This window comes from Ruegeria sp. CF2, assembly GCF_056537385.1.
Genome location: NZ_JBQFRL010000001.1, coordinates 140,427 through 165,617, shown reverse-complemented (window position 1 = coordinate 165,617; position 25,191 = coordinate 140,427). Strand labels below are relative to the sequence as shown.

Annotated in this window: 24 protein-coding genes; 13 read left to right on the top strand and 11 right to left on the bottom strand. The window is 62.1% G+C overall.

Annotation, left to right across the window (positions count from 1 at the left end):
* Nucleotides 1-39: 39 nt before the first annotated feature.
* The gene (locus tag ACR0IR_RS00775; protein WP_170364959.1) at nucleotides 40-669 is read right to left on the bottom strand and encodes a glutathione S-transferase family protein; all 630 of its coding nucleotides are present in this window, start codon (nucleotides 667-669) and stop codon (nucleotides 40-42) included.
* A 92-nt stretch (nucleotides 670-761) separates the two neighbouring features.
* Nucleotides 762-1,259 carry a class I SAM-dependent methyltransferase gene (locus ACR0IR_RS00770; RefSeq protein WP_170340388.1) on the bottom strand — a complete coding sequence of 166 codons (498 nt, stop codon included), beginning with the start codon at nucleotides 1,257-1,259 and terminating at the stop codon, nucleotides 762-764.
* A gap of 231 nt (nucleotides 1,260-1,490) precedes the next feature.
* Here ACR0IR_RS00770 and ACR0IR_RS00765 point away from each other — a divergent pair, with 231 nt between their 5' ends.
* From ACR0IR_RS00765 to ACR0IR_RS00745, 5 genes are read left to right on the top strand one after another with little or no spacing between them, the layout of a single operon-like run.
* A complete protein-coding gene (locus ACR0IR_RS00765; protein ID WP_170364961.1) occupies nucleotides 1,491-3,263 on the top strand; it encodes an ABC transporter ATP-binding protein in 1,773 nt (590 codons plus the stop codon).
* Nucleotides 3,256-5,169, top strand: coding sequence for an ABC transporter substrate-binding protein (locus tag ACR0IR_RS00760; protein WP_170364963.1), 1,914 nt, complete (start codon nucleotides 3,256-3,258; stop codon nucleotides 5,167-5,169). The genes ACR0IR_RS00765 and ACR0IR_RS00760 overlap by 8 nt, the downstream gene beginning before the upstream one ends.
* Before the next feature lie 13 nt (nucleotides 5,170-5,182).
* Nucleotides 5,183-6,211 (top strand): ABC transporter permease, encoded by a 1,029-nt coding sequence (locus ACR0IR_RS00755; RefSeq protein ID WP_170364965.1) that lies wholly within the window; start codon nucleotides 5,183-5,185, stop codon nucleotides 6,209-6,211.
* Nucleotides 6,208-7,362, top strand: a complete 1,155-nt coding sequence (locus ACR0IR_RS00750) for an ABC transporter permease (protein WP_170339824.1) — start codon at nucleotides 6,208-6,210, stop codon at nucleotides 7,360-7,362. Before ACR0IR_RS00755 ends, ACR0IR_RS00750 begins: the two co-directional genes overlap by 4 nt.
* The gene (locus ACR0IR_RS00745) at nucleotides 7,359-8,708 is read left to right on the top strand and encodes a CoA transferase (RefSeq protein WP_170364967.1); all 1,350 of its coding nucleotides are present in this window, start codon (nucleotides 7,359-7,361) and stop codon (nucleotides 8,706-8,708) included. The genes ACR0IR_RS00750 and ACR0IR_RS00745 overlap by 4 nt, the downstream gene beginning before the upstream one ends.
* A 93-nt stretch (nucleotides 8,709-8,801) precedes the next feature.
* On the opposite strand, the gene ACR0IR_RS00740 is transcribed toward ACR0IR_RS00745, so the two are convergent.
* Complete coding sequence (locus tag ACR0IR_RS00740) at nucleotides 8,802-11,174, bottom strand: mechanosensitive ion channel family protein (RefSeq protein ID WP_170365207.1); 2,373 nt, start codon at nucleotides 11,172-11,174, stop codon at nucleotides 8,802-8,804.
* 373 nt (nucleotides 11,175-11,547) lie between these two features.
* Here ACR0IR_RS00740 and ACR0IR_RS00735 point away from each other — a divergent pair, with 373 nt between their 5' ends.
* The 7 genes from ACR0IR_RS00735 to ACR0IR_RS00705 are packed head-to-tail and all read left to right on the top strand — an operon-like array spanning nucleotide 11,548 to nucleotide 18,046.
* Complete coding sequence (locus ACR0IR_RS00735; RefSeq protein WP_170364969.1) at nucleotides 11,548-12,762, top strand: glycosyltransferase family protein; 1,215 nt, start codon at nucleotides 11,548-11,550, stop codon at nucleotides 12,760-12,762.
* Complete coding sequence (locus ACR0IR_RS00730) at nucleotides 12,759-14,006, top strand: glycosyltransferase family 4 protein (RefSeq protein ID WP_170364971.1); 1,248 nt, start codon at nucleotides 12,759-12,761, stop codon at nucleotides 14,004-14,006. Before ACR0IR_RS00735 ends, ACR0IR_RS00730 begins: the two co-directional genes overlap by 4 nt.
* The gene (locus ACR0IR_RS00725) at nucleotides 14,006-15,082 is read left to right on the top strand and encodes a glycosyltransferase family 4 protein (RefSeq protein WP_170364972.1); all 1,077 of its coding nucleotides are present in this window, start codon (nucleotides 14,006-14,008) and stop codon (nucleotides 15,080-15,082) included. The genes ACR0IR_RS00730 and ACR0IR_RS00725 overlap by 1 nt, the downstream gene beginning before the upstream one ends.
* Nucleotides 15,079-15,663, top strand: coding sequence for a histidine phosphatase family protein (locus ACR0IR_RS00720; protein ID WP_170364974.1), 585 nt, complete (start codon nucleotides 15,079-15,081; stop codon nucleotides 15,661-15,663). Before ACR0IR_RS00725 ends, ACR0IR_RS00720 begins: the two co-directional genes overlap by 4 nt.
* Nucleotides 15,660-16,802 (top strand): glycosyltransferase family protein, encoded by a 1,143-nt coding sequence (locus ACR0IR_RS00715; RefSeq protein ID WP_170364976.1) that lies wholly within the window; start codon nucleotides 15,660-15,662, stop codon nucleotides 16,800-16,802. The genes ACR0IR_RS00720 and ACR0IR_RS00715 overlap by 4 nt, the downstream gene beginning before the upstream one ends.
* The gene (locus tag ACR0IR_RS00710) at nucleotides 16,799-17,551 is read left to right on the top strand and encodes a polysaccharide deacetylase family protein (RefSeq protein ID WP_170364978.1); all 753 of its coding nucleotides are present in this window, start codon (nucleotides 16,799-16,801) and stop codon (nucleotides 17,549-17,551) included. The genes ACR0IR_RS00715 and ACR0IR_RS00710 overlap by 4 nt, the downstream gene beginning before the upstream one ends.
* A gap of 18 nt (nucleotides 17,552-17,569) precedes the next feature.
* Complete coding sequence (locus tag ACR0IR_RS00705) at nucleotides 17,570-18,046, top strand: class I SAM-dependent methyltransferase (RefSeq protein ID WP_170364980.1); 477 nt, start codon at nucleotides 17,570-17,572, stop codon at nucleotides 18,044-18,046.
* Here ACR0IR_RS00705 and ACR0IR_RS00700 read toward each other — a convergent pair whose 3' ends face one another.
* Nucleotides 18,047-19,189, bottom strand: coding sequence for an alpha-D-ribose 1-methylphosphonate 5-triphosphate diphosphatase (locus tag ACR0IR_RS00700; RefSeq protein WP_170364983.1), 1,143 nt, complete (start codon nucleotides 19,187-19,189; stop codon nucleotides 18,047-18,049).
* Between the two features lie 52 nt (nucleotides 19,190-19,241).
* Between ACR0IR_RS00700 and ACR0IR_RS00695 the strand changes: the two genes are divergently transcribed.
* Complete coding sequence (locus tag ACR0IR_RS00695; RefSeq protein ID WP_170364985.1) at nucleotides 19,242-19,925, top strand: DUF1045 domain-containing protein; 684 nt, start codon at nucleotides 19,242-19,244, stop codon at nucleotides 19,923-19,925.
* Here ACR0IR_RS00695 and phnN read toward each other — a convergent pair.
* The 7 genes from phnN to phnG form a co-directional block, all read right to left on the bottom strand.
* Nucleotides 19,901-20,455, bottom strand: a complete 555-nt coding sequence (gene phnN / locus ACR0IR_RS00690) for a phosphonate metabolism protein/1,5-bisphosphokinase (PRPP-forming) PhnN (RefSeq protein ID WP_170364987.1) — start codon at nucleotides 20,453-20,455, stop codon at nucleotides 19,901-19,903. The genes ACR0IR_RS00695 and phnN overlap by 25 nt on opposite strands.
* Nucleotides 20,452-21,135 (bottom strand): phosphonate C-P lyase system protein PhnL, encoded by a 684-nt coding sequence (phnL, locus tag ACR0IR_RS00685; RefSeq protein ID WP_170364989.1) that lies wholly within the window; start codon nucleotides 21,133-21,135, stop codon nucleotides 20,452-20,454. Before phnL ends, phnN begins: the two co-directional genes overlap by 4 nt.
* 24 nt (nucleotides 21,136-21,159) lie before the next feature.
* Nucleotides 21,160-21,930, bottom strand: a complete 771-nt coding sequence (gene phnK, locus ACR0IR_RS00680; protein ID WP_170364991.1) for a phosphonate C-P lyase system protein PhnK — start codon at nucleotides 21,928-21,930, stop codon at nucleotides 21,160-21,162.
* Nucleotides 21,927-22,787, bottom strand: a complete 861-nt coding sequence (locus ACR0IR_RS00675; protein ID WP_174825001.1) for an alpha-D-ribose 1-methylphosphonate 5-phosphate C-P-lyase PhnJ — start codon at nucleotides 22,785-22,787, stop codon at nucleotides 21,927-21,929. Before ACR0IR_RS00675 ends, phnK begins: the two co-directional genes overlap by 4 nt.
* Nucleotides 22,788-23,022: 235 nt before the next feature.
* Nucleotides 23,023-24,114 (bottom strand): carbon-phosphorus lyase complex subunit, encoded by a 1,092-nt coding sequence (locus ACR0IR_RS00670; protein WP_170364993.1) that lies wholly within the window; start codon nucleotides 24,112-24,114, stop codon nucleotides 23,023-23,025.
* 3 nt (nucleotides 24,115-24,117) lie between these two features.
* Nucleotides 24,118-24,693 (bottom strand): phosphonate C-P lyase system protein PhnH, encoded by a 576-nt coding sequence (gene phnH / locus ACR0IR_RS00665; RefSeq protein ID WP_170364995.1) that lies wholly within the window; start codon nucleotides 24,691-24,693, stop codon nucleotides 24,118-24,120.
* Nucleotides 24,690-25,151: a phosphonate C-P lyase system protein PhnG gene (gene phnG / locus ACR0IR_RS00660; RefSeq protein ID WP_170364997.1), complete on the bottom strand. Its 462-nt coding sequence runs from the start codon at nucleotides 25,149-25,151 to the stop codon at nucleotides 24,690-24,692. The genes phnH and phnG overlap by 4 nt, the downstream gene beginning before the upstream one ends.
* Nucleotides 25,152-25,191 lie beyond the last annotated feature (40 nt).

The window sequence follows — 25,191 nt, the reverse complement described above, 5'->3', positions numbered from 1 at the left end:
GCACTGTTCACTTCTGTCTAGACATTTCTGTACAGTGCGTCAGGCGCTGGCGCTGGGTCGCGCCTGCACGCTGTCGAACCAGGCTCGGGTTGCCGTGTTGCCCTCGGGAATGCGCATCTTGATGACGCGGGCGAAATCCACGAACACGAAGGTCGAGATATCGGCCAGCGAGAACGCATCGCCCGCGATGAAGGGGCTGTCTTGCAGGCGCTCTTCGAGCAGGTCGAAGAACGCCCCGACGCGCGCGATGCCGCGTTCGGCCAGTTCCGGGATCTGCGCGTGGTTCTGCAGGCCGGGAATGGCGCGGTCCTTGAAGGCCGGATGCGTGTTGCGCAGCGCGTCGGCGATGGGCGCCCCGCCCTGCTGTTCGACGATCGCGTTCCACATCAGTACCAGTCCTTTCTCGTCCGGTGTCCGCCCCATCAAAGGAGGTTCGGGGACGCGCGCCTCGAGATAGGCGGCGATGCCGAGGTTCTCTGTCAGAACGGTCCCCTCGTCGGTGACCAGAACCGGGATGGTGGCGCGGGGATTTACCTTTCGGAACGCCTCGCTCATTTGCTCGCCCTTGGCGATCGAGATGTCGCGGGTTTCGATCTGCAGCCCCTTTTCGGCGATGAACATCCGGGCGCGACGCGGGTTCGGGGCGGTCGAGCAATCGTAAAACAGCATGGGCGGTCCTTTGCGTGAACGTCACGCGAAGGTTAGACCGCCCGCCGTGCCGGGATCGAGTCCCCGCGCAAAGTGACCCTGCGGAACGCCGCTCAGCGCCGGTAGATGAAGCAGCGCCCCGGAACCGCATCTGCGGGAAGGGTCTGCTCCGTCAGCGTTTCGAAATACATCCGGTCGCTCGAGACCATCAGCCCGCCCTCGGCCAGCAGCGGTTCGATCAGGGGTGACACGAAGCGGGCGAAAGCGTCGTTCTTTTCGCGGTTGTGGCCGCCCAGATCGGCATGAATCAGGCTGGCGGTCGCGCCGAACCGATCCAGCGCGGCGGGCAGCGTCTCGCGCACGTCGCCCAGGATCAGACGATCTTCGGGCGGGGTGGAATCGGGGTGCGAGGCCACCGCGCGTTCGAACACATAGACGGGTCGGTTGCGGACCCGGTTCATCATGTGATGATAGGTGCGCCCGTTTCCCAGACCCAGTTCGAACACCGGACCGGCCAAATCGGCCGTGTCGGCAATCGCGAAATCCAGACATGCCCGCTGCGAGACCATGCGATCAATGAACAGATCCAGTCGGCTTTGCGCGTCGGACATTGCGAAATATCTCCCTGATACTTTAACGACCACTGATCGCGGCCAATCGCGGCTTTGATGACAAAAACTCAAGACTTTGTGTAGGCACAATGCACTGTTCGTCACGTTTCCGCGACATTTCAGCCCAAGAAGGTATTTGACTAGTCGCCCCCAAGCGCGCGAAACTGCGTCAAAAAAACCAGGGAGTTCAAAACCAATGTCACGTGGTGGCCACACGGGTGGAATGCCCGCATGACGGCCTTGTTGTCTGTCCGAGACCTGAGCATCGGTTTCGGCGCCGGGGAGCCCGTCGTCAGAGATGTGAATTTCGATGTCGAGGCCGGGCAAACGCTGGCATTGGTCGGGGAATCCGGGTCGGGCAAGACGATCTCTTGCCGCGCGGTACTGCGCATTCTGCCCAGAACGGCCCAGATCCGCAGCGGCTTAATGCAGCTGAACACCTCCAGAGGCAGCGTCGCGCTGTCCGAAATCTCCGAACGTGAGATGCGTGGCATCCGCGGAAATCGAATTTCGATGATCTTTCAAGAACCTATGCGGTCTCTGTCTCCGTTGCACAAGATCGGCAATCAGGTCAGCGAAGTTCTGTGGCTGCATCGGGGCGCCTCCGAGTCTGAGGCCCGCAAGGAAGTGCTGTCGCAGTTCGAACGCGTGGGCTTTCCCGATCCGGCGCGTGCCTATGACTCGTATCCTTTCGAACTTTCGGGCGGAATGCGTCAACGCGCGATGATCGCGATGGCGATGGTGTCCAAACCGGAACTGCTGATTGCCGACGAACCGACAACTGCGCTGGATGTGACGACCCAGGCTCAGGTGCTGGGCCTGATCAAGGATCTGCAGAAAGAAACTGGTATGGCGCTGGTTTTGGTGACCCATGACCTGGGCGTGGTGGCCAATATGGCCGAACAGGTCGTCGTCATGCACAAAGGCCGGGTGATGGAGGCGGGTTCGGCCGAGCTGATCCTGAATGCTCCGGCCCATCCCTATACCCGCCAGCTGTTTGATGCGGCCCCGGAGATCCCGGACAAGGAAGCCGTGGGAATTCCGATGCCGGACGAGGATCTGATCCTCGACATGAAGGATGTGTGCAAGACCTACACGATGCGGTCGTCGCGCGGTTGGAAAGCGGACAAGCTGATTTATGCCTGCCGGGGCGTCGACCTGAAACTGGCCCGCGGCAAGACGTTGGCCGTGGTCGGCGAAAGCGGATCGGGCAAGACCACCGCGGCCCGGATCGCGCTGGGGGCCGAGCTGCCAGACCCGGGCGGCGAAGTGCTTTTTCGCGCCGCGCCGGGCGGAGACCCGATCCGCGTCCACCAGATGACCCGCGAGGAACGCACGGCGTTTCAACGCAAGGCTCAGATGGTGTTTCAGGATCCCTACAGCTCACTGAGCCCGCGCATGCGCATTCAGGATGCGATGACCGAACCGCTGGAGATCCACAATATCGGCACGACGGCCGAGCGCCGCGACAAGGCCGCTGAAATGCTTGAACGCGTGGGATTGAACGCCGGGATGCTCAAGCGCTACCCCCACGCTTTTTCCGGCGGGCAACGCCAACGCCTGTCAATCGCCCGTGCGATGATGCTGGATCCGTCCCTGATCGTCTGCGACGAACCGACATCGGCTTTGGATGTTTCGGTCCAGGAACAGATCCTGACCCTTCTGGAAAGACTGCAGGACAGTCTGAACCTGTCCTATCTTTTCATTTCTCACGATCTGGCCGTGGTCGCCCGTATCGCGGACGAGGTCGCGGTCATGCGCCAGGGGCTGGTCGTCGAACAGGCCCCACCCGAGACGTTGTTCTACAACCCGCGCCACCCCTACACCAAGGCACTGATTGCCGCACAACCCGAACCCGATATCAATCGTCCCATCGATCTGAAGCTGGTCGCCCTTGGCGCCGGGTCTCCGGACAGTTGGGATGACGCCTTTAGATTCTCTGACACCATGATACCTTCACTCGTGGAAATGGAGCCCGGCCATAAGGTACGTTGCCATGTTTAAGACCACTCGATTCAAGTTTCTGGTCGCCGCGCTGACGCTGGGCGCGGCGCTGCCCGCCTGGGCCGACACCCTTCCCGACCTGCAGGAAAGCACGTTCTGGAAAGCCGAGGTGGACATCGGAAACCTGCCCCCGGTGCAAGATCGCATCCCGCAGGAACCGCTGATCGTCGACCTGTCTTCGAAGGGGCGCGAATTCGGCAAACAAGGCGGAACCCTGCGCACGATGGTCACCCGGTCCAAGGATATCCGGCAGATGGTGGTCTATGGCTACGCCCGACTGGTGGGCTTCGATGCCCAGTACAATCTGGTCCCCGATCTGCTGGCGTCTTACGACAACGAAGAAAACCGCAAGTACACCCTGCACCTGCGCAAGGGACACAAATGGTCGGACGGCACACCGTTCACCTCGGAAGACTTCCGATACTGGTGGGAAGACGTGGCCAACAACGAGCTTCTCAGCCCGTCCGGCCCCCCAGATTTCCTGCGGGTTGAGGGCAAGCTCCCCACTGTCACGTTCCCGGACGAAACGACGGTGATCTATGAATGGGACGGCCCGAACCCGAACTTTCTGGCCTCACTGGCGCAGGCGCGACCGCCATTCATCTACCGCCCTGCTGCGTTCCTGAAGCGTTATCATGAGAAATATGCCGACAAGGAAAAGCTGGACTTCGAGGTCAGTGACGCACGTGTCAAAAGCTGGGCCGCCCTGCACAACAAGCTGGACAACCTCTACAAGTACGACAATCACGAACTGCCCACTCTGCAGCCTTGGCTGAACGCAAGTTCGGGCAAGAAGATCCGGCACAACTTCGTCCGCAACCCATATTACCACCGCATCGACTCGAAGGGTTTGCAACTGCCATACATCGACGTGGTCGAGATGGAGATCGTTGCTCCCGGCCTGGTGGCGGCCAAGGCCAATGCCGGTGAGACCGACCTGCAGGGTCGTGGACTTGATTTTCGGGATGCCTCGATCCTGAAAAAGGGCGAAGCCAACGGAAATTACAAAACTCTACTCTGGAAAACCGGTGTCGCGTCACAGATCGCGATCTACCCAAACCTGAATTTTGAAGACGAGGTCTGGCGCAATGTGCTACGCGATGTCCGTGTCCGTCGCGCTCTTTCGCTGGCCATCGACCGTCAGACCATCAACCAGGCGCTGTACTTCAAACTGGCGCATCCGGCCGCCATGTCCGTTTTGCCTGCCTCGCCCTTCTACAGTGAAGAGAATGCGCAGGCGTGGGCGCAATACGACGTCGCACAGGCCAACGCCCTGCTGGACGAGGTCGGGCTGACGCAGCGCGACAAGAACGGCATACGCCTGTTGCCGGACGGCCGTCCCATGGAACTGGTGATCGAAACAGCCGGAGAACGCCAAGAGGTCGAGAACGCGCTGCAGATTGTGACTGATACGTGGCGGGAAATCGGGGTGAAACTGGTCATGCGTCCGCTTGACCGCGACATCCTGCGCAACCGTGTTTTTGCCGGCAATACGATGGCTTCGGTCTGGTATGGCTGGGATGATGGCATCCCGCAGCTGCATACGTCACCGGTTTACCTGGCCCCGACCGACCAAGTGTTTCTGGCCTGGCCAAAATGGGGGCAGCACTATCAAACCGGCGGCGAAGCCGGCGAGCCGCCCGACCAGCCCGAAGCCCAGCGCTTGCTGGAGTTGAACCACATCTGGGAACTTGCAAAAACCGAGGATGAACGCCGGGCCGTCTGGGAGGAGATGTTGAAGATACACGCCGACCAGATCTATGGCATCGGAATTCTGAACGGCGCGCCCCAGCCGATCGTGGTTTCAAACCGTCTGCGCAATGTTCCCGAACAGGCCATGTGGGCCTGGGAACCCGGAGCGCATTTCGGAGTGCACCGCCCAGACGAATTCTTCTTCGCCGACTGACAGGAGCGGATAGATGATCATGCTCCGCTACGCGGTGTATCGCTTTTTCACGATGCTGCTGACCCTGTTGGTGGTATCGATGCTGATCTTCGTGATCATCAACCTGCCGCCAGGAGATTATCTCAGCAATCAGATTGCCGAGCTGCAGGCTTCGGGGCAGTCGGCCGGTGTGGCCAAGGCGGAATTCCTGCGAAAGGAATACGCTCTGGACCGCCCGATGTGGGAACAATACCTGATCTGGGTCGGCTTCTTTCCCGGCCCTCATGGGTTTGAGGGGTTGCTGCAGGGCAACTACGGCTGGTCCTTCGAATTCGATCGTCCGGTTGCCGACATCGTCGGAGACACGCTGTGGCTGACCGTGGTCGTGAACCTTGCCGCGATCCTGTTCGTCTATGCCGTGGCCTTGCCTCTGGGCGTTATGGCGGCGGCCAAATCGCGGACCTGGGTCGACTATACGACCGCCTTCGTGGGCTATCTGGGATTGGCGACGCCCAACTTTCTGCTGGCGCTCATCCTGTTCTACTACGGGCACCGCTACCTCGATTTGCCCATCGGCGGATTGATGGACCCGGTGTATGAGGGGCAACCCATGAGCTGGGACAAGATGAAGTCCATCCTGGTTCATCTGATCGTGCCCACATTCGTGATCGGCACCTCGGGCGCCTCGGCCATGATGCAGCGCCTGCGCGCCAACATGCTGGACGAATTGGGCAAGCCTTATGTTGAAACCGCTATCGCCAAGGGCATGTCGCCGTCGCGGATGCTGACCAAGTACCCGCTGCGCGTGGCCTTCAACCCCTTCGTGGCCGACATCGGCAACCTGCTGCCCTCGATGGTGTCGGGATCGGTTTTGGTTTCGGTGGTGCTGGGTTTGCAGACCATCGGCCCCACGCTGCTGACGGCGCTTAAGACACAGGACCAGTTCCTGTCGGCCTTCATTCTGATGTTCGTGGCGCTGCTGACGCTGATCGGCACCATGATCTCCGACATTCTGCTGGTCATGCTTGACCCGCGTATCCGGTACGAGGGGCGCGAAGCATGAGCAAACTTCCCGACGGCCGCTTTGTCGACGACGCCCCGTTCGATCCCGAAGCATCTTTGCAGCAATTGGAGCGCAGGGATCTGGACGCCCCGAATTGGGTTCTGGTCTGGCGCAAGTTCAAGACACACCGGCTGGGTCTGATATCGGGCATTTTCCTGCTGCTGTGCTACCTGATGCTCCCGTTTGCAGGGTTCATCGCGCCTTATGGCCCGAACGAACGAAATGGCGAACATCTCTACGCACCGCCCCAATCGGTGAACTGGTTCCACCAGGGCGAGTTCATCGGGCCGTATGTCTACCCGATCGTGGCCGAGGCCGACCTCGAGACGTTCCAATGGAAATTCGTCCCTGACACCGAAGATCCGCGACCAGTGCGGTTCTTCTGCGAAGCATCCGAGTACAAGCTGGCCGGACTCATCCGTTCAAACACGCATTTGTTCTGCGCCCCGGAAGGCACGACACTGTTTCTATGGGGCTCGGACCGGCTGGGCCGCGATATCTTCAGCCGCATCCTATACGGCGCACAGCTTTCGCTGACCGTGGGCCTGATCGGCATTTCGGTGTCGTTCTTCCTTGGCATCCTGTTCGGGTCGCTGGCCGGCTATTTCGGCGGGCGGATCGACTGGGTCATCAACCGCGTGATCGAAATCCTGCGGTCTTTGCCCGAACTCCCCCTGTGGCTGGCACTATCGGCCGCAGTTCCGTCGAACTGGTCGCCGGTTGCGGTGTTCTTCATCATCTCGATCATCCTCGGCATCCTCGACTGGCCCGGGCTGGCCCGATCCGTGCGCGCCAAATTCCTGTCGCTGCGCGAAGAAGAATATGTGCGCGCCGCCGAGATGATGGGTGCCAGTTCCGGCCGGGTGATCCGCAAGCACCTGTTGCCGAACTTCATGTCACACCTGATTGCCTCGGCCACGCTGTCGATCCCCGCCATGATTCTGGGGGAAACGGCACTCAGCTTCCTTGGCCTCGGCCTGCGGGCACCGGCGGTCAGCTGGGGCGTGATGCTGAACGACGCACAGAACCTCGCCTCGATCGAGATCTATCCGTGGACGGCCATCCCGATGCTGCCGATCATCGTGGTGGTGCTGGCCTTCAATTTCCTGGGTGACGGGCTGCGCGACAGTCTGGACCCTTATCAGCAATGAGCCTGCTGGCTTCGCTTCCACCGTCCGAGGCCTATCAGGTCGCCGGCTCCGGTGCGCTTCCCAGCGCATTTGCCGTATCCGAGCTGGCAACTGCCAGCTTTGCAGCCGTGGGCCGCGAGCTTGGACGGTTCATGCAGGCCACCAATCTTGTCTCGCTCCCACCCAAGGCAATGGTCGATCACCGCCTCGCGTCGCTGTGGTTTGGATACTCGTTCAAGCCCGAAGGCTGGGATATGCCAAGTCTCTGGGATCCAATCGCGGGCGACTATCGGGGGGCCGATGGCTGGATCAGGTTGCACACCAACCTCCCCCACCATAGGGAAGCGGCCCTCAGGGTTTTGGCGACCGAGGGGGATCGTGCCGCGGTGACGCAGGCCATCAAGAGCTGGTCGGTCTCGAACCTTGAAACGGATATCGTGGCGCAGGGTGGTGTTGCCGCCGCCATGCGCAGCCGGGCCGAGTGGCTTGACCACCCGCAAGGCCGCGCCGTGACGCGGGATCCGTTGGTCGGCTGGCACGGCCCACGCCGGATCACCCTGCGCGACAGGCCTCAGGCGCGCGCGGATCGGCCTTTGGCCGGGCTTCGGGTTCTCGACATGACGCGCGTGCTGGCAGGCCCTGTTTCCACCCGCACGCTGGCCGGGTTCGGAGCCGAAGTGCTGCGCATCGACCCACCGGGTTGGGATGAGCCGGGCGTGATCCCCGATATCTCGCTCGGCAAGCGCTGCGCGTATCTGGACCTCAAGCCACCCGCTGGCCTGGAAAAGCTGCAAGAGCTGCTCGCGCAAGCGGATGTCTTTGTCCATGGCTACCGCCCCGGTGCGCTGGATGCTCTGGGCCTGACCAAAGAGGTGCGCGATACGGTCGCTCCAAACCGGGTCGAGGTTACGCTGGATGCCTATGGTTGGCAGGGGCCTTGGGCCACCCGTCGCGGATTTGACAGCCTCGTCCAGATGAGCGCGGGGATCGCTGACGCCGGCCGCGTTTGGGCCGGAGCCGACAAACCCACCCCGCTGCCAGTTCAGGCACTTGACCATGCCACCGGCTATTTGATGGCCGCCGCTGTCCTCTCGGCTCTGACAGAAGCGGCTTCGGGGCATTCGATCATGGATGGGCGCCTGTCGCTTGCCCGTACCGCCGAGTTGCTGGCCAGCCTCGCGAAATCCGAGACAGGCGACCCGATCACCGCTGCCGAACCCGGGGACTACGCATCCCGATCAGAAGAGTCCGGCTGGGGCCCCGGCAAACGACTGAAGCCCGCGCTGAGCGTCGGTGAGGCACGGATGCACTGGCCGATCCCGGCATCCCGGCTCGGCACGTTTGATCCCACGTGGCAAACCACCTGAACAAAGGTCCCACCGCCGCGCGGAACGCGAGGCCCTGCCCAACGCTTGGAACGGCGGCGCACCGTCGCCGCAGGTCAAAGGGGCGGGAGCGCCCTAGCGGTCGTCTCCACCGGGGCCGATATCGTCCAGATAATCCTCGTCAATCGCGGCTTGCACCGCGCCGGTGACCGCCTCGCGTTGTTTCGGAGACAGGTCTTCGGGCTCCTTGCCATCGGCCAGTCGTACCGTGACTTCGCGGTGGGCAAACTTGATGCCTTCGCGCGCGAACAACTCGCGGATTTCTTGGTACACCTTTTTGCGCACCAGCCACTGGTCGCCCGGCTTGGTCATAAACTTCACCCGGATGATCATCGCGGAATCCTGCATCTCGATAACGCCCTGCGACTTGAGCGGCTGGATGAAGTTGTCCCCGATCACCGGGTCCTCCAGCAACTCCTGTCCCAGCTTCTTGATCAGTTTACGGACCTTCTCGACGTCCGTGTCATAGGTCACGCGCAGAGGCAGTTTCATGATCACCCAGTCGCGCGAGTAGTTGGTCAGAACCTTGATTTCACCAAACGGGATCGTGTTCAGGGCCCCCAGATGGTGGCGCAGCTGGAAAGACCGGACCGAGATTTTTTCGACCGTACCTTTGACATCTCCGATGTCGATGTATTCTCCCTTGCGGAACGCGTCATCCAGCAGGAAAAACGCGCCCGAGAAAATGTCCCGCACCAGGGTTTGCGAGCCAAAGCCCACGGCCAGACCGACAACGCCGGCGCCTGCAAACAGCGGGCTGACATTTATGCCCAGCTCCATCAGGACGATCAGCACGATGGTCACGACCACCACAGCCAGTATAGCGCCCCGGAACAGAGGCAGCAGCGTGGCAAGGCGGCTTTGACCGCCCTCTCCGCCCTCGTCACCCAACTCGGCTTCGGCGGCTCCATCATCGGTTTCTTCAGCGATTTTGGTGTCGATCCAGATCCGGAAGAAGTGGAACAGGATGTAGCCGATGAACAGGATCACCATAACATCCAGCGCCCTGCCAACGGGCAAATCCTCGCTCCAGCTGGCTTCGGGATTCCAGATGACGACCAGTGCGTAGATGCCGACGACAAAGGCCAGGATGCCTGCGACACGCCGCGCAAGATCTTCGTAGGTCACCAATGTGTGCTTGCGCTTCTCCGCCTCGGGCGTCTCCGAGGTCCGCATGGTATCTTCATCGGTATCGAGTTCGGCATTCAGAGCCTCGATCTGCCGGTTGCGATCGAAATACCGCTCGAGCAGATAGTTCATGGCGCCATAGGCGATGACGACCGACATGAAGATCATGTAGCTGCTTGCGACGATCGGCAGCGAGTCCTCGGTCTCGAGCACAAGATCCACCGCCAGCTTGAACCAACTAAAGACCAGATAGACGATCAGGGCCGGGGCCCAGCCAAATGACACGAACCGCAGCAACCAGGACACCTGGTCCGGCTGACGGCCGCCTCGGATGGCGTTCGAAATGGCCCGGGCATTGAACAGGATCATCAGGATGTTCCCGACCATCCCGATCAGGGTCAGCCCGCCATAAACCATCGCGTAGACGTTGTAGTTCAGCCCGAAATCCGCCACCCAGGTGGAAAACAGAACAGCGGTAATGTCATAGGTCGCCAGCGCCGATGCCCAGATATACAGCCGCTTGGCGTCCCGGTCCGAGAATGGCGGCAACCTGTACTGGCTGAGATACGGCGACAGCACCATCCGCCACAGGTCGGAAACCGTACGTGACAGGAAAAACGCCGTGAAAATCGCCGTGACGGTGAACTGGATCGAGATATCTTCGGCCTCGCCAAAAAACAGATACCCGACGATCAGAGCCATCAGCATTGCAAACACCGTGGCCCCGATACCCATCAGGAACCGGAACACAAGGAACGGCATCTTTTCCCGATACCCCTGCGGGTTTTCCTTGATCCGGGCGACGACCCACCGTCGGGCAAAGCGCTTGCCGTACAGCTCGATCGACAGCCATCGGCCAACCATCAGGAACAGGATGTTCCATCCCAGCACCTCGACATAGGTGAAAATCCGGCCATCAGGACTGGTTTGCTCGAGGATGTAGCGCACCTCGAAGATCGAATAGGGCAACGCCTCAAGGCGGGATCGCACGGCTTCGCTGAACTTGGCAAAGCGCTCCTGCGCCTTCATCAACTGCGAACTTTCCGCCATCGGATCATGAGCGACGTCCTCGGGCTGGCCACCAGCCTGCCCAACCGAGGATACGACCTGCCCGGCGCTGTCGATGACGATCACGCTGGCGCCCGCCTCGGTCGCGGCGCGGATCGCGGCCGCAACATCGTTGTCCTGCGGGGCCTCTGTTTCACCGGACGCCCCGGGATACCCCGGGATCAGCGAGGTCTGCGCCGCCGCACCGGTCGCGCAGACCAGAGCGATTGTCCACGTCAGGAACAGTACACGGACAAGAAAGTTCGGTTTCATAAGGTCTTGCATCCTGATCTCTTGCTGCACGACAGCCTATAGAAGGCACCGGCCTTGATCAAACGATCCACTCGTTGCTTCCCGACATCGTGTAGGACCGTGTTTTTGGCGCAAGCCCAAAGGCAGGATGTTTCCAACCCTATGGAATTCCTATAAGAGCAGGCAGCATCCGGCAAATCCGGGCTTTGCCAACTTCGGGGAATGTTGCAGGCTTCGCGTTATTGGTGACTTGCGCAATGGCTGTTGCCAAATCGCAATGATTGACGCATTTGCGGCTTTGACACAGACCCTTTGGCAGGCGGCGTCAAAAAATATAAGATAACTGGTGCGAAACGCGCGGAAACTGCACCGTAACAAAGATACGAGCGAGGGCATGAGCCTAGGCATCGACGACAAACAGACCGGTCGCGCTCCGCGCATAATGTTCTACAGTCACGATACGTTCGGACTGGGTCATCTCAGACGCTCCCGAGCGCTGGCTGCGGCAATGACGCGGGCGAACCCGCGTGCCTCGGCCCTGATCCTGACGGGCTCGCCCGTTGCCGGGCGCTTCACTTTTCCGCGGCGCGTGGACCATGTACGCCTGCCGGGCGTGACAAAGCGGGCCGATGGTTCGTATGCCGCGCGTACGATCGGAATGGGGATTGACGAAGTCACCGAGCTGCGTTCGGGACTGATCCAGACCACCATGCGCCAATTCGACCCGGACGTCGTCGTCGTCGACAAGGAGCCGACCGGATTCCGGGGCGAACTTCTGCCTACCCTTGAACAGCTGCATCAATCCGGGCGCGCCAAACTGGTACTGGGCCTTCGCGACGTTCTGGACGAACCCGAGGTTCTGGCAGCGGAATGGGCCCGAAAGGATGCCGTCGCCGCGACCGAGAAATACTATCACGAAATCTGGGTCTACGGCCTGCGGTCTGTTTATGACCCGACAGAAGGATTGCCGCTCAGCCCGTCGGCGCAGGCGCGGATTCACTGGACCGGCTATCTGCGCCGCGATCTCGGCCCTGTCGGCGAACCTCCCGAGCGGCCCTATATCCTTATCACGCCCGGAGGCGGTGGCGACGGGAAGGCAATGGTCAACCTTGTCCTGTCCGCATATGAAAAAGACCCTGATCTGTCCCCCCGAGCCCTGCTTGTCTATGGCCCTTTCCTGTCCGGTGAGTTGCGCGAAGAATTCGAGGCCCGCGTGGCGGCCCTGAACGGTCGTGTGACGGCGGTCGGGTTCGAATCCCAGATCGAAACCCTGTTCGCCGGCGCGGCGGGTGTGGTCTGCATGGGCGGATACAACACGTTCTGCGAGGTGCTGTCCTTTGACAAACGCGCGGTGATCGTCCCGCGAACCACCCCGCGGCTGGAACAGTGGATCCGCGCCTCGCGCGCCGAGGAACTGGGCCTTGTGCGGATGCTGGACGAGACCCGCGATGGGTTGACGGCCGATGCGATGATCACGGCCATTCGCAACCTGCAGCAGCAACCCCTTCCCTCGCAGGCGATCCGGGCCGGTTTGCTGGATGGCTTGGACTATGTCTCTGATCGGGTCGAGGCCCTGCTGAGCGTGGAACAGGAACGAGCGACCGGATGACCGACGCAGAGCCGCGACTGGCGGTGTTGGTCAAGGGTTGGCCGCGCCTGTCCGAGACGTTCATCGCTCAGGAATTGGTTGCTTTGCAGGATGCCGGCCACGACTTCGACATCTGGTCATTGCGCCACCCGACCGACACCAAGCGCCACCCCCTGCACGACCGGTTTCAGGGGCGGGTGCATTATCTTCCCGAATACCTGTACCAGGAACCCCAACGCGTATGGGCGGCGAGACGAACCGCACAGGCGCTTCCGGGTTACGCACAGGCCTACCGGGTGTGGCGACAGGATCTGCGTCGCGATCCCACGCACAACCGGATCCGCCGCTTTGGACAGGCTTGCGTTCTGGCCGCGGAATTGCCCGGCGACACGCGCGCGCTGTATGCCCACTTCCTGCATACCCCGTCCTCGGTTGCCCGCTATGCTGCAATCATGCGCGGCCTGCCGTGGAGCTTTTCGGCTCACGCCAAGGATATCTGGACGTCGCCCGAGTGGGAAAAGCGTGAAAAACTTCACGCTGACACCTTCGGAGCGGCGTTCGGCGCAACCTGCACCGAGATCGGCGCGCGGCACTTGCGCGATCTGGCCGATGACCCCGCCCGTGTCGATCTGATCTATCACGGGCTGGACCTGACGCGATTTCCTGAGCCGCCCGTACGAAAGCTGCGATCCGTCGATGACCGGTTCCATATGGTGTCCGTCGGACGACTGGTAGAAAAGAAAGGCTTTGATCGCTTGATCCACGCCTTGGCCATACTCCCCCCAGAGATCGACTGGCACTGGACCCACATTGGCGGCGGCACCTTGTCGGACAACCTGCGCGGCCTGGCGGAAAACCTGCGCCTGCAGATTCGCATCACCTGGAAAGGCGCCTGCGATCAACCCGAAGTCATTGCGGCCATGCGCGAGGCGGATCTGTTCGTGCTGCCCAGCCGCATCGCCGCGGACGGGGACCGGGACGGACTGCCCAATGTCCTGATGGAAGCCGCGTCGCAAAAACTACCGATCCTGTCCACTCCGGTCTCGGCCATTCCCGAATTCATCCAGACCAACGTGCACGGCATCTTGTCCGATGACGAACCCAAGGCGCTTGCAGACGCTATTTCCACCCTGGCCGCCGACCCGCAGAAAGCGGCAATCATGGCCGATGCGGCTTATGACCGCTTGCTTGCCAGTTTCCGCATGGACCCCGGCATTGCACGTCTCTCCCGCCGCCTGAAAGCCTTGTGCGCGGAGGGTGCCTGATGGTTCGGGTCGCCTTCTATGCGCCGATGAAAGCCCCAGACAGCCCGGTACCATCCGGCGACCGCGAAATGGCTCGCAACCTGATGGCTGCAATCGGGGCCGATGGGCATCTTGTTGATCTGGTCTCGCGGCTGCGCATCTATGACAAAACCGGAGACCCGGACCTTCAGAACCGTCTCGACCGCGAAGCCGCGGCCGAGGTCACCCGACTGAGCACAGAACTGCCTGCAGATACAGGCCTCTGGGTGACCTATCACAACTACTACAAAGCTCCGGACCTTTTGGGGCCGGCGGTCTGCAGGGCGCGCGGGATACCCTATGTTCAGCTTGAGAGCACCCGCGCCATGTCGCGCCTTTCCGGGCCCTGGGCCGGCTTTGCCCAAGCTGCGCACGATGCCTGCGACGCCGCGCAGGTGATCTTCTATCACACAGCAAATGACTTGATCACACTGGAACGCGAGCGGTTCGGTGATCAGTCATTGATTGAACTCCCACCCTTCCTGCCCCGATCGGACCTGCCTCGGCCCTCTCGATGCGCGGGGCCGATGCTGACGGTGGGAATGATGCGATACGGGGACAAGTTGGAGTCCTTCCGCATTCTGGCCGATACGCTGGCATTTTTGAATGAGGATTGGACGCTGAACATCGCCGGCGACGGGCCAGCCCGCCCGGATGTCGAGGCTTTGATGGCCCCCTTCGGCACACGTGTCCGTTTTTTGGGCCTGCTGAGCCGCGATGACCTGGAAACGATTTACTCCGATGCTGCTCTGTTGGTCTGGCCGGGCGTCAACGAAGCCTACGGGATGACCTATCTCGAGGCGCAGTCCGCGGGCGTCCCCGTTGTTGCCCAGGATCGCCCGGGGGTGCGCGACGTACTGGCGCCTGCCAATCATCCTGCTCCTGAATACGGCGCCGCTGCGCTGGCCGAGCGAATTGACCGGCTGCTGTCCGATCCCGAACTGCGTCGGAGCGAAGGTCAAAACGCGCGCGACTACGTGGCCGGCCGTCATTTGATGCCAAACGCAACACGGACGTTCTGGTCGGGTGTTTCTTCGCTGGTAGGGGAGATGTCATGACACGTCTGGCCCTTCTACGCCACGGTCATACCGCCTGGAACCGCGCAGGGCGCATTCAGGGGCGCAGCGACATCAGCCTCGATGACCAGGCAAAGGCCGAACTGGCCCGATATTGCTTGCCAACCCCTTGGGACCGGGCCGAACTATGGTCCAGCCCCCTGACCCGCGCCAGCGAAACTGCGCGGCTGGTCGCCGGTCGCGAACCCGCAACCTCGGCCGCCCTGGTCGAGATGAATTGGGGCGACTGGGAAGGCCAACGCGGGGAAGACCTGATTGCAGATGCCAACACTGGTTACCGGCATATCGAGGATTGGAGCTGGGAATTTCGTCCCCCCAACGGCGAAAGCCCGGCCGACATTCGCCGCCGCCTTGTGCCATGGCTGTCCAGCCTGACCGGTGACAACGTAGCTGTCTGCCATATCGGAATCATGCGGGTCATCCTGGCGCTTGCCTGGGGGTGGGAGTTCACAGGCCCCGCGCCGTTCCGCATCAAACGCAATCGTCTCTACGTGGTCGATTTGGAGCAAATGCGACCGGAGGCAGAGCCCGTCCGGCTTATCCCGCGCGAGGCCGGGTCATGAGGACCATGATCGTCGTCACCCATCTGCTGGGGACCGGACATCTCAGCCGCGCCCTGACCTTGGGTCGGGCTTTTGCGGATGCCGGACACGACGTGACCGTCGCATCCGGTGGGATGACTGCACCACAACTGAATGCGGATGGAGTTTCCCTGCTGGCACTGCCACCCCTGCGTTCGGATGGTACCGATTTCACGCGGTTGCTGACGGCCGACGGAGATATTGCAGACGCGACCTATCTGAACTCCCGCGCTATTGCCCTGACCGAGGCTGTTCGACGGGTAAACCCCGATGTCCTGATAACGGAACTCTATCCCTTCGGGCGCCGAAGCCTGGCCGACGAGTTTCTGGCCCTGCTGTCCACTGCGCGGTCACTGCCGTCCTGTCCGGTTGTTCTGAGTTCGGTCCGGGACATCCTCGCGCCACCGTCGAAACCCGCCAAAGCTGTACGGACCGAAGAAATCATTGTGCGTTTCTATGACGGCGTACTGGTTCATTCCGACCCCGAAATCACGCCGCTGGATGCCAGCTGGCCGGTTACAGGCAACTTGGCCGGACGCCTGTTCTATACGGGCTTTGTTGCCCCGCCTGCGCCGGGTCCTCATGAACAGGGGGAAGGAGCGAATGAAATCCTGGTCAGCGCTGGCGGCGGATCGGTCGGACAACCGATCTTTCGCGCGGCCATCGAGGCCGCCCAAAAGATGCCCAATAGGCGCTGGCGCCTGCTGGTCGGTGGTCAGGATGCCGAAGACCGGATTGCCGAACTGAGGCATATTACAAATGGCGAAAATGTCATTCTGGAGCCCGTACGTCCGGATTTCAGACAGATGCTGCCACTGGCCGCAGCCTCGGTCAGCATGTGCGGGTACAACACCGCCATGGACTTGCTGCAATGCGCGACCCCGGCCGTTCTGATCCCATTCGACGATGGCAAGGAAGTGGAACAGACCCTGAGGGCAAAGAGCCTGGCGCGCCTGCCTGCGGTCGACGTGCTGCCCAGCGCGAAGCTGACCGGAGGGACATTGGCCCAAGCAGTCGACCGCGTCCTGCATCAAGGCTCGCGCGAACCCTTGGATGGCGGGTTTGACGGTGCCCGCAAGTCGGTAGAGATTGCCACCTCGCTCTGGGAGGCTCGGCAATGACAACCGATTGGACACCGCTGCGATCCGAATTGCAGGTGTGGCGAGAGGCTGGGCTTACGCTTCCACTGTGGTGGCGGGACGATGACGCGATCGCGCCCAGCCGGCAATTGGACCGTTTGGTGGGCCTGTCATCCCGAACCGGGCTGCCGGTTCATCTGGCCATCATTCCACGCGATGCCAGTCAGGATCTGGTCGACCAGGTTGCCAACCAGACCAGCTTGGTTCCGGTGGTTCACGGCTGGGCGCACCAGAACCACGCGCCTGAAGGCGAAAAGAAGTCCGAGTTCCGCCTGCATCGTCCGCTCGCCTCGATTGTGTCTGATGCACACCATGGCTTCCTGCGTTTGCAGGAGTCCTTCGGTGATCGTCTGTGCCCGATGTTCGTCCCCCCTTGGAACCGCATCGCGCCCGAAGTGACGGCAGAGCTTGCGGAGATCGGCTATCAGTTCCTGTCCACGGCCACGCCCAGAACGCACGCAGAAGCAGCGCCGGGCCTGACTCAGGTCAATACCCATCTGGATCCGATCGACTGGCGTGGTAAGCGAGGGTTGGCCGATCCGAATGCATTGATCGCCAAAACCGCCTCGATGCTGCAGGATCGCCGAGAGGGACGAGCCGACCCAACCGAACCTTTTGGCGTGTTGACCCATCATCTTGTCCATGATCAACAGATCTGGGACTTTACCGAGGCGCTTCTGGATTGTCTCATGGCGGGCCCCACACGCGTCTGGTCCGCAGGACCACACTGATTACCCGAGGAGACCTTGATGAGCCGACTGGATTCCATGCTGCGACGCCTGACCGCCCAGCGCGACGGGCTGAACTGGGCTGCGGCGCGGATCAAAGGGCTGAAAGGCGATGTTCTGGACATGGGTTTGGGCAACGGCCGCACCTATGACCACCTGCGCGAGATCCTGCCCGATAGGCGCATCTGGGTCATGGACCGGGTTCTGCAATGTCACCCGGACAGCACCCCGCCGGCCGAAGATTTTCTGCAGGGCGAGGCCGAACCGATGCTGAAGAAGCTGGCCGAAAACGGCCCGCGGATCGCATTGGCGCATTATGATTTCGGTCGCGGGATCAAACATGAAGACGTGGTCGAAGCGGCGAGGCTCAGTAAGCTGATTGGCTCGGTCATGGTCCCAGGCGGGTTGCTGATTTCCGGCCAACCGCTGGAAGGGTTCGAACAGATCAACGGCCCGGACTCCATCGCGCCTGACCGCTATCTGTTCTACCTCGCCTGATCAGGCCACGCGCTGCCCGCTCGACCAGACGGCAGTAAGGGCCGGGACGTTGCCCCGCATTCGAAAACGGATCAGGTCTGCCCGCAGCCCCGGTTTCAGAGCGCCGCGATCCGCTAGGCCCGCCGACTGTGCCGGAGCCTGTGTGACAGTGGCGATGCCACGCGCCATGTCATCCCAGATGCTCCCAAGGGTAACGGCGGACAACAGCAAGGCTGACGGCACATAGTCCGACGACAGAATGTCCAAACACCCCAAGTCGGCCAGTTCCCGTGCTGCCACATTCCCAGAATGTGACCCGCCGCGGATCAGGTTCGGCGCGCCCATCATGACCTGAATGCCATGAGCGTGACAGGCCCGTGCTGCCTCTACGGTCGTTGGGAATTCGGCCAGCCGAATGCCATGGCGGGCGGATATCGCCACTTGTGCCTCTGTCGTGTCGTCGTGGCTGGCCAGAACCGCTCCGAAGCGGCGCGCGGCGTCCACGGCCTCCTGCTCGTGGCGGTCTCCATTGCGGTCCCTCAGCCCCCGCAACTGGTCCACGTGCCGTGCGAAAATGTCGTCATCCATAGCGTACTTGCCTTTGAGATAGGCTTCGAACTTGGACAGGTCCCGAAACTGGCGCTGGCCGGGCGTGTGATCCATCAACGAAACGATGCCCACCCGGTCTTCTGGACCGAATTCCTGCAGTTCCTCGACCAGCGTCTCAGAACAGACTTCGGCGCGCAGATGCAGAAAGTGGCTGATCTTGAGTGCGTCCTGCTCTCGCAACTCCCACAGCTCGCGGGACAGTCCGCGCGCGTATTTCAGATACCGTCCGGCACCGGAGGGGATCGACCCCACCCGCATTGCGTCAAAAACCGTCGTGATCCCGGTACTGGCCAGTTCCGCGTCATGCGCCAGAATGGCTGCGGCATGGGGCCAGTCCACCTTGGGTCGAGGCTGGATGTGGCGTTCCAGGTTGTCGGTGTGCAACTCGACCAGGCCGGGTGAAACATAGTCCCCGTTACAGTCAATCGCGCCTTTCGGAACAGCCGCGCCGGTGTCTATGTCAGCGATCGTCTGGCCAACGATCCGGACACACCCCCGGACAGTCTCATCCGGCAGAACAAGCAACGCATTGGCAAGGGTCAGTTCATCTGTCATCGGATTTTCACGTGGTTTGAGGTAAGGAGAGGCCACGCAACAGGAGGCCATTGTGAATTTTGCGCGATACGCGATCTATTTCGTTCCCCCAGCCCAATCCGACTGGAGCAGGTTTGCAACCGCGTGGCTGGGGTGGGACATCGATGCGGGACGGACCGTCGACCATCCGGCCATTGACGGGTTGGACGTCGCCTCGGTAACACAAGTGCCGCGCAAATACGGGCTTCATGCCACGATGAAGCCGCCGTTTCGCTTGCGTGAAGATCAGTCGCTGTCTGCTTTGCAGGATACCTGCGCCCGTCTGGCCGGTAAATTCGCCCCCGTTTCGCTGGACGGGCTCGAAGTTGCACGCCTTGGTCGGTTTCTTGCTTTGCGGCCCGTGGGCGACACACGAGACCTGAACGCGCTTGCGGCGGCTTGCGTCCGCGACCTGGACCCTTTTCGTGCCCCGGCCTCGGAAACCGAGATGAACCGGCGCCGAGCGGCCGGGCTGACCATGGAGCAGGACGCCAATCTGACGAACTGGGGCTACCCATACGTTCTGGAGGCTTTCCGCTTTCACATCACCCTGTCCGGTCGCCTGAGCAAGCCGATGCTGGCAAACGTGCAAACCGTGCTGAACCAACGGCTTGTCCCATTGCTGCCAGCCCCTTTTGACATAGGGGACCTGGCCCTTGTGGGCGAGGCTGAAGACGGGCGGTTCCACGTGCTTCAACGGTACGCCCTTTCGGGTTGAAGGCCGGACAAGATGGTTTCAACGGTCGCATCCAGTGACCCGGAATTGTCGACCTCGATCACGTGGTTCAAGCCTTCGGGCAGGGCTGCAGTGGCGCGCCCCAAACGTCGGGCTTGATCGGCCGCGCTTTCCCGGCCGCGCACTGCCAGACGTTGTGCCAGAACCTTTGGGTCGGCCGTCAGGGATATCACGATCAGCTCTCGAAATTCCTTCTGCGCCTCGGGCAACACAGCCCTTGAGAGGTTGACCAGAACGGCGTCGGCCCTTCGGCGTTGTTCCGTGATCGCAACGGGTATGCCGTAGTGCAGCCCGTGCGCGGCCCAGCACAGAACAAAGCTGCCCTCTTGGACCATTGTTTGAAACGCCCGGTCGGACACGCGGTCAAAATCCTCACCGCCTTCGCCATGGGGACGGGTGATGACTCTACGCACCCTTTCGAAGTTCGACGCGCGCGCCAGCAGTGCTTGGATCACGCTGTCTTTTCCAACACCCGAAGGCCCGACAACTGCAATGACCGGGGCCATCTTCATGCCGCCGCCCCCGGCGCAAACTGCGTGACGTCGACCACGCGGCTGCAGACCCGGTCACGGGCCTCTTGGTCGTGGAATATCCCAATGATCGCCGCGCCGCGGGCCTTTGCTTCTTGGATCAGGGACAGCACGGTTTCGCGGTTTCGTGCGTCAAGGCTGGCCGTGGGTTCATCCAGCAACAGAGCCGGATAGTCATGCGCAAAACCACGCGCGATATTCACCCGTTGCTGTTCACCGCCCGAAAATGTCGTGGGACTGAGGCGCCAAAGCGGTTCCGGAATATTCAGGCGCTGAAGGAGGCCCGCTGCCTTGTCCAGTGCGGTCTGCCGCTCGCACCCCTGAACCAGAAGCGGTTCGGCCACGACCTCCAGCGTCGGCACACGCGGCACAACACGCAGAAACTGACTGACATAGCCCAGGGTCTCCCGGCGCAGCTGCAGGATCTCGCGCGGTTGGGCCCGGGCGACGTCCAGGCCACCCACCCGCACCTGCCCCGAGGCCGCCAGGTAATTGCCGTAGATCACCCGCATCAGTGTGGACTTCCCGGCCCCGCTGGCCCCGGTCAGGGCCATGCATTCTCCGGCCCCGACCTGCAGCGACGCGCCCGCCATCACCGGGATCACGGCGCCGCCCTGATTGTGCAGGGTAAAGCTCTTGCTCACGTCGATCAGTTCAATCATCGGATTTCATCTTTTCTGTAGCATTCAAACCTGCAGGACGCTGGACACAAGCAGTTGCGTATAGGCATGCTGCGGGTCGTCCAGCACCTGATCGGTCAGCCCCGCCTCGACCACCTCGCCATCCTTCATCACCATCAACCGGTCCGCCAACAGCCGCACCACGGCCAGATCATGGGTGACGATGATAGCGCTCAGCCCCATCTCGCGCACAAGGCCGCGCAGCAGGTCCAGCAGCCGCGCCTGCACCGAGACATCCAACCCGCCGGTCGGTTCGTCCATGAAAACCAGCCGCGGACCGGTCACCAGGTTGCGCGCGATCTGCAACCGTTGCTGCATGCCGCCCGAAAACGCGCTGGGTCGGTCGTCCACGCGGCTTTCCGCTATCTCGACCCGGCCCAGCCAATCCAGGGCCTGCCCGCGGATCTGGCCATAGTGCCGGCTCCCCACGGCCATCAGCCGCTCGCCGATATTGCCGCCGGCGCTGACCGACATGCGCAGCCCGTCGCGGGCATGCTGATGAACAAAGGCCCAGTCGGTGCGCCCCAGCATCCGGCGGGCCGGTTCCGACATCGTGACCGTGTCCACCGGCCCGTCGGCGCGGGTATCAAAGATGACCTGCCCGGCATCCGGCTTAAGATGCCCGGCCAGACAGTTCAGCAGGGTCGACTTGCCCGACCCGCTTTCGCCGACGATCCCCATCACCTCACCGGGGTAGAGGTCGAAACTGACATCACGACAGCCGATCCGCGCGCCATAGCGTTTCTCGATGCCATTGACCTGCAGCAGAGGGGTCATGCCGCATCCTCCTGCGCCAAACGGCCTTGGTGTCCGGCCTCGCGGCGGGACCGGCAGTAATCGGTGTCCGAACACACGAACATCCGGTCGCCTGCATCGTCCGTGATCACCTCGTCCAGGTAACTGTCTTCGGCCCCGCACAGATCGCAGGCATGGTCGGCCTTGCTGGCCTCGAACGGGTAGTCCTCGAAATCGAGGCTGACCACCCGCGTATGCGGCGGCACCGCATAAATGCGCTGCTCGCGCCCGGCCCCGAACAGCTGGATCGCGTCCATTTCCAGTTTCGGATTGTCGAATTTCGGGATCGGAGACGGGTCCATCACATAGCGGTCGGCCACCCGGACCGGATAGGCATAGGCCGTGGAAATCGCGCCGTGCTGGCTGATGTCTTCGTAGAGCTTCACATGCATCAACCCGTATTCCTGCAGGCTGTGCATCTTGCGCGTCTCCGTCTCGCGCGGTTCCAGAAACCGCAGCGGTTCGGGGATCGGGACCTGATAGACCAGGATCTGATCAGCACGCAGCGGGGCCTCGGGGATGCGATGGCGGGTTTGGATGATGGTGGCCTTCTCGGTCTCTTCGGTCGTGGCCACGCCCGCCGTCTTTTCAAAGAACTTTCGGATCGACACGGCATTGGTCGTGTCATCTGCTCCCTGATCGATCACCTTGAACACATCATCCGGGGTCAGCGTCGCGGCCGAGACCTGAACCCCGCCCGTGCCCCAACCATAAGGCATGGGCATCTCGCGGCTGGCAAACGGCACCTGATAACCCGGAACGGCCAAGCCCTTGAGAATGGCCCGGCGGATCATCCGCTTGGTTTGTTCGTCCAAATATGCGAAGTTATACTCATTCATTTGATGTATCACTTTCGTTTTTCGGTGTTGTTGTGGACGGTTACCTGGTTACCTCGGCCTTCGCGGTCGTCATGCTCTACTTTCTCTGGCGCAGGATACATTCCCGGCGACGGCGCCGAGCGATGCGGCGGGACGCGCGAGGCGAATGGTCTGCGATCAGCGCGGACGCGCCACGCCGGGCTGCGGCTGGCAGGGCATCTCGGCCGGCGGACAGGATGCAGGAAGGGCACTGAAGTCATTCGGCGGCCTCGCGCGGTTCCAGGCGTTCTTTGGCTTCGCGGCGCAATTTGCGCACCAGTTCCAGTTCGGACTGGAAATCGACGTAGTGCGGCAGCTTGATATGCTCGAGAAAGCCGGTCGCCTGAATGTTGTCGGCATGGCTGAGGACGAATTCCTGATCCTGCGCCGGAGCGCCCAGATCGTCTTCGCCCAATTCCTCCCAACGCAAGGCGCGATCCACCAGCGCCATCGCGATGGCTTTGCGCTCGGACTGGCCGAAGACCAGCCCATAGCCGCGTGTGAATTGCGGCGGCTCGGTTTTTGATCCCTTGAACTGGTTCACCGTTTCGCATTCGGTCAGGGCGATCTCGCCGATCTCGATCGTGAAACCCAGTTCGGGGATTTCCATCTCGACCGCAACGGTGCCGATGCGCAGCTCACCCACGAAAGCGTGGTTGCGCGCATAGCCGCGCTGGGTCGAATAGGCCATGCCCAGCACGAACCCCTCGTCCCCGCGCGTAAGTGCTTGCAGACGCAGGGGGCGGTCCGCCGGGAACCCCATCGGTTCGCGCGTCAGATCGCCGGGCGGCTCATCGCTGGCGGGTTCGTCCTGAATCAGGCCTTCGTCCTTGAGGAATTCGGTGATGTGCGGGGTCGGCTCGTGACGCGGCGCGGCGGTGGGGGCCTCAGGCTCCGCGCCATCGGCGGCCAGTTTGAAATCCAGCAGACGGTGCGTGTAGTCGAAGGTCGGGCCCAGAACCTGCCCGCCCGGTGCGTCCTTGAACGTGGCCGAGATCCGGCGGTCGCAGGCCATGCCGCCGGTATCGACCGGGGTCGAACAACCAAATCGCGGCAGGGTGGTACGGTAGGCGCGGATCAGGAAGATCCCCTCGATCAGATCACCCCGCGCCTGTTTGATCGCCAGCGCGGCCAGATCGGGATCGTACAGAGAGCCCTCGGCCATCACGCGGTTCACCGCAAGGCTGAGCTGTTCACGGATCTGGGCCAAGGACAATTCGGCCACGCCGGGATCGCCCCGGCGTTCCTCTGCCAGCCAGGCATGGGCGTTTTCAATCGCCTTTTCGCCCCCTTTGACGGCTACGTACATGGTCTAACCCTTTGGATCGATGCGGGTGCTGCGCGGCAGGGCCGCGACCGTATCCCCGCAGGTGAAGAAGAAATCGCACCCCAACGGATACAGGCCCGAATTGGCCTGCAGCGCCGCAACATCGGGCACGGCTAGGCGTGCAGTGTCGCGGATGCCAGGCCCTCGCAGGGTGGCGCCGGATTGGTGCAATACGTCGCACTCCACGATCAGGGTGGCGGATCGGTCCGGGTATTCCGGCGTTCCGATCCGGTATTGGTCCAGCGGCACAAGATCCTGCCAGCAGCCAACGGCGAAATCGGCCTGCGCGGCGGGCACGAGGGGCGCACCGGTGTGGAAGGTCAGCCATTGGCGAATGGCCGGGTTGTCGGCCGCGCCCGCCAGATGAACGCCCGTGTCCGGGTCGCACAGCGTCAGGAGCAGTGTTCCCGCGGCGACCGACAGGCCGTCGGGCGGGGTCGCGCCGACCAGCTGCCGCAACTCACCCGGCCGCGCCATCACGGTCATGGCCGCACGAAAGGCGTGGGCCGCCTGAACCGGCGCATCGGTGAAACCGCCTGAAAAACGGGTCTGTGCGGTCATTGATCCTCTCCCCGAACCATAGTGAAGAACTCGACCTTGGTGGCCGCGGCCTTGGCGGCCCGGGCCGATCTGGCCGCCTGAACCTGACGGGTCAGCGGCTCCAGGATTTTCGCCCGCACGGCGTCCGCGTCCCCGGTCTGCATCAGCGCGTCGATCAGAGCGGCGGCTTCGGCATGGGTCTTGTCGCGCCCCTGCACATATCCGTGGCCCTCGGTTCCGTCGGTCAAGGCCAGAGCGCAGCGCGTGATCGTCATCTCACCCAGATTGAAGGGCGCACCCGTGCCGCCTGCCCGCCCCCGCACCATGACGCCGCCGATCTCGGGCGCACGCAACCACTGAAATTCGGGACTTGCGCCATAGGCGGTCCACAAGGTCGCCAGCGCCTCGGCCGGCGCACGTGCCAGAAGGCCCAGCCAGGCCCGTCGATCACCGTTCGCGATTTTTGTCTGATCCGCCATCAAAGCCTCTTGGCCAAGTTGTCTACAACTACTATACAAC

Coding starts and splice junctions, on each gene's coding strand:
- ACR0IR_RS00700 (WP_170364983.1), bottom strand. CDS start 19,189: ATGACAGATGAACTGACCCTTGCCAATGCGTTGCTTGTTCTGCCGGAT.
- ACR0IR_RS00755 (WP_170364965.1), top strand. CDS start 5,183: ATGATCATGCTCCGCTACGCGGTGTATCGCTTTTTCACGATGCTGCTG.
- phnH (WP_170364995.1), bottom strand. CDS start 24,693: ATGACCGCACAGACCCGTTTTTCAGGCGGTTTCACCGATGCGCCGGTT.
- phnK (WP_170364991.1), bottom strand. CDS start 21,930: ATGACCCCTCTGCTGCAGGTCAATGGCATCGAGAAACGCTATGGCGCG.
- ACR0IR_RS00720 (WP_170364974.1), top strand. CDS start 15,079: ATGACACGTCTGGCCCTTCTACGCCACGGTCATACCGCCTGGAACCGC.
- ACR0IR_RS00725 (WP_170364972.1), top strand. CDS start 14,006: ATGGTTCGGGTCGCCTTCTATGCGCCGATGAAAGCCCCAGACAGCCCG.
- ACR0IR_RS00735 (WP_170364969.1), top strand. CDS start 11,548: ATGAGCCTAGGCATCGACGACAAACAGACCGGTCGCGCTCCGCGCATA.
- phnL (WP_170364989.1), bottom strand. CDS start 21,135: ATGATTGAACTGATCGACGTGAGCAAGAGCTTTACCCTGCACAATCAG.
- ACR0IR_RS00745 (WP_170364967.1), top strand. CDS start 7,359: ATGAGCCTGCTGGCTTCGCTTCCACCGTCCGAGGCCTATCAGGTCGCC.
- ACR0IR_RS00760 (WP_170364963.1), top strand. CDS start 3,256: ATGTTTAAGACCACTCGATTCAAGTTTCTGGTCGCCGCGCTGACGCTG.
- ACR0IR_RS00705 (WP_170364980.1), top strand. CDS start 17,570: ATGAGCCGACTGGATTCCATGCTGCGACGCCTGACCGCCCAGCGCGAC.
- ACR0IR_RS00775 (WP_170364959.1), bottom strand. CDS start 669: ATGCTGTTTTACGATTGCTCGACCGCCCCGAACCCGCGTCGCGCCCGG.
- phnN (WP_170364987.1), bottom strand. CDS start 20,455: ATGAAGATGGCCCCGGTCATTGCAGTTGTCGGGCCTTCGGGTGTTGGA.
- ACR0IR_RS00710 (WP_170364978.1), top strand. CDS start 16,799: ATGACAACCGATTGGACACCGCTGCGATCCGAATTGCAGGTGTGGCGA.
- ACR0IR_RS00730 (WP_170364971.1), top strand. CDS start 12,759: ATGACCGACGCAGAGCCGCGACTGGCGGTGTTGGTCAAGGGTTGGCCG.
- ACR0IR_RS00670 (WP_170364993.1), bottom strand. CDS start 24,114: ATGTACGTAGCCGTCAAAGGGGGCGAAAAGGCGATTGAAAACGCCCAT.
- ACR0IR_RS00675 (WP_174825001.1), bottom strand. CDS start 22,787: ATGAATGAGTATAACTTCGCATATTTGGACGAACAAACCAAGCGGATG.
- ACR0IR_RS00750 (WP_170339824.1), top strand. CDS start 6,208: ATGAGCAAACTTCCCGACGGCCGCTTTGTCGACGACGCCCCGTTCGAT.
- ACR0IR_RS00770 (WP_170340388.1), bottom strand. CDS start 1,259: ATGTCCGACGCGCAAAGCCGACTGGATCTGTTCATTGATCGCATGGTC.
- ACR0IR_RS00765 (WP_170364961.1), top strand. CDS start 1,491: ATGACGGCCTTGTTGTCTGTCCGAGACCTGAGCATCGGTTTCGGCGCC.
- ACR0IR_RS00715 (WP_170364976.1), top strand. CDS start 15,660: ATGAGGACCATGATCGTCGTCACCCATCTGCTGGGGACCGGACATCTC.
- ACR0IR_RS00740 (WP_170365207.1), bottom strand. CDS start 11,174: ATGAAACCGAACTTTCTTGTCCGTGTACTGTTCCTGACGTGGACAATC.
- phnG (WP_170364997.1), bottom strand. CDS start 25,151: ATGGCGGATCAGACAAAAATCGCGAACGGTGATCGACGGGCCTGGCTG.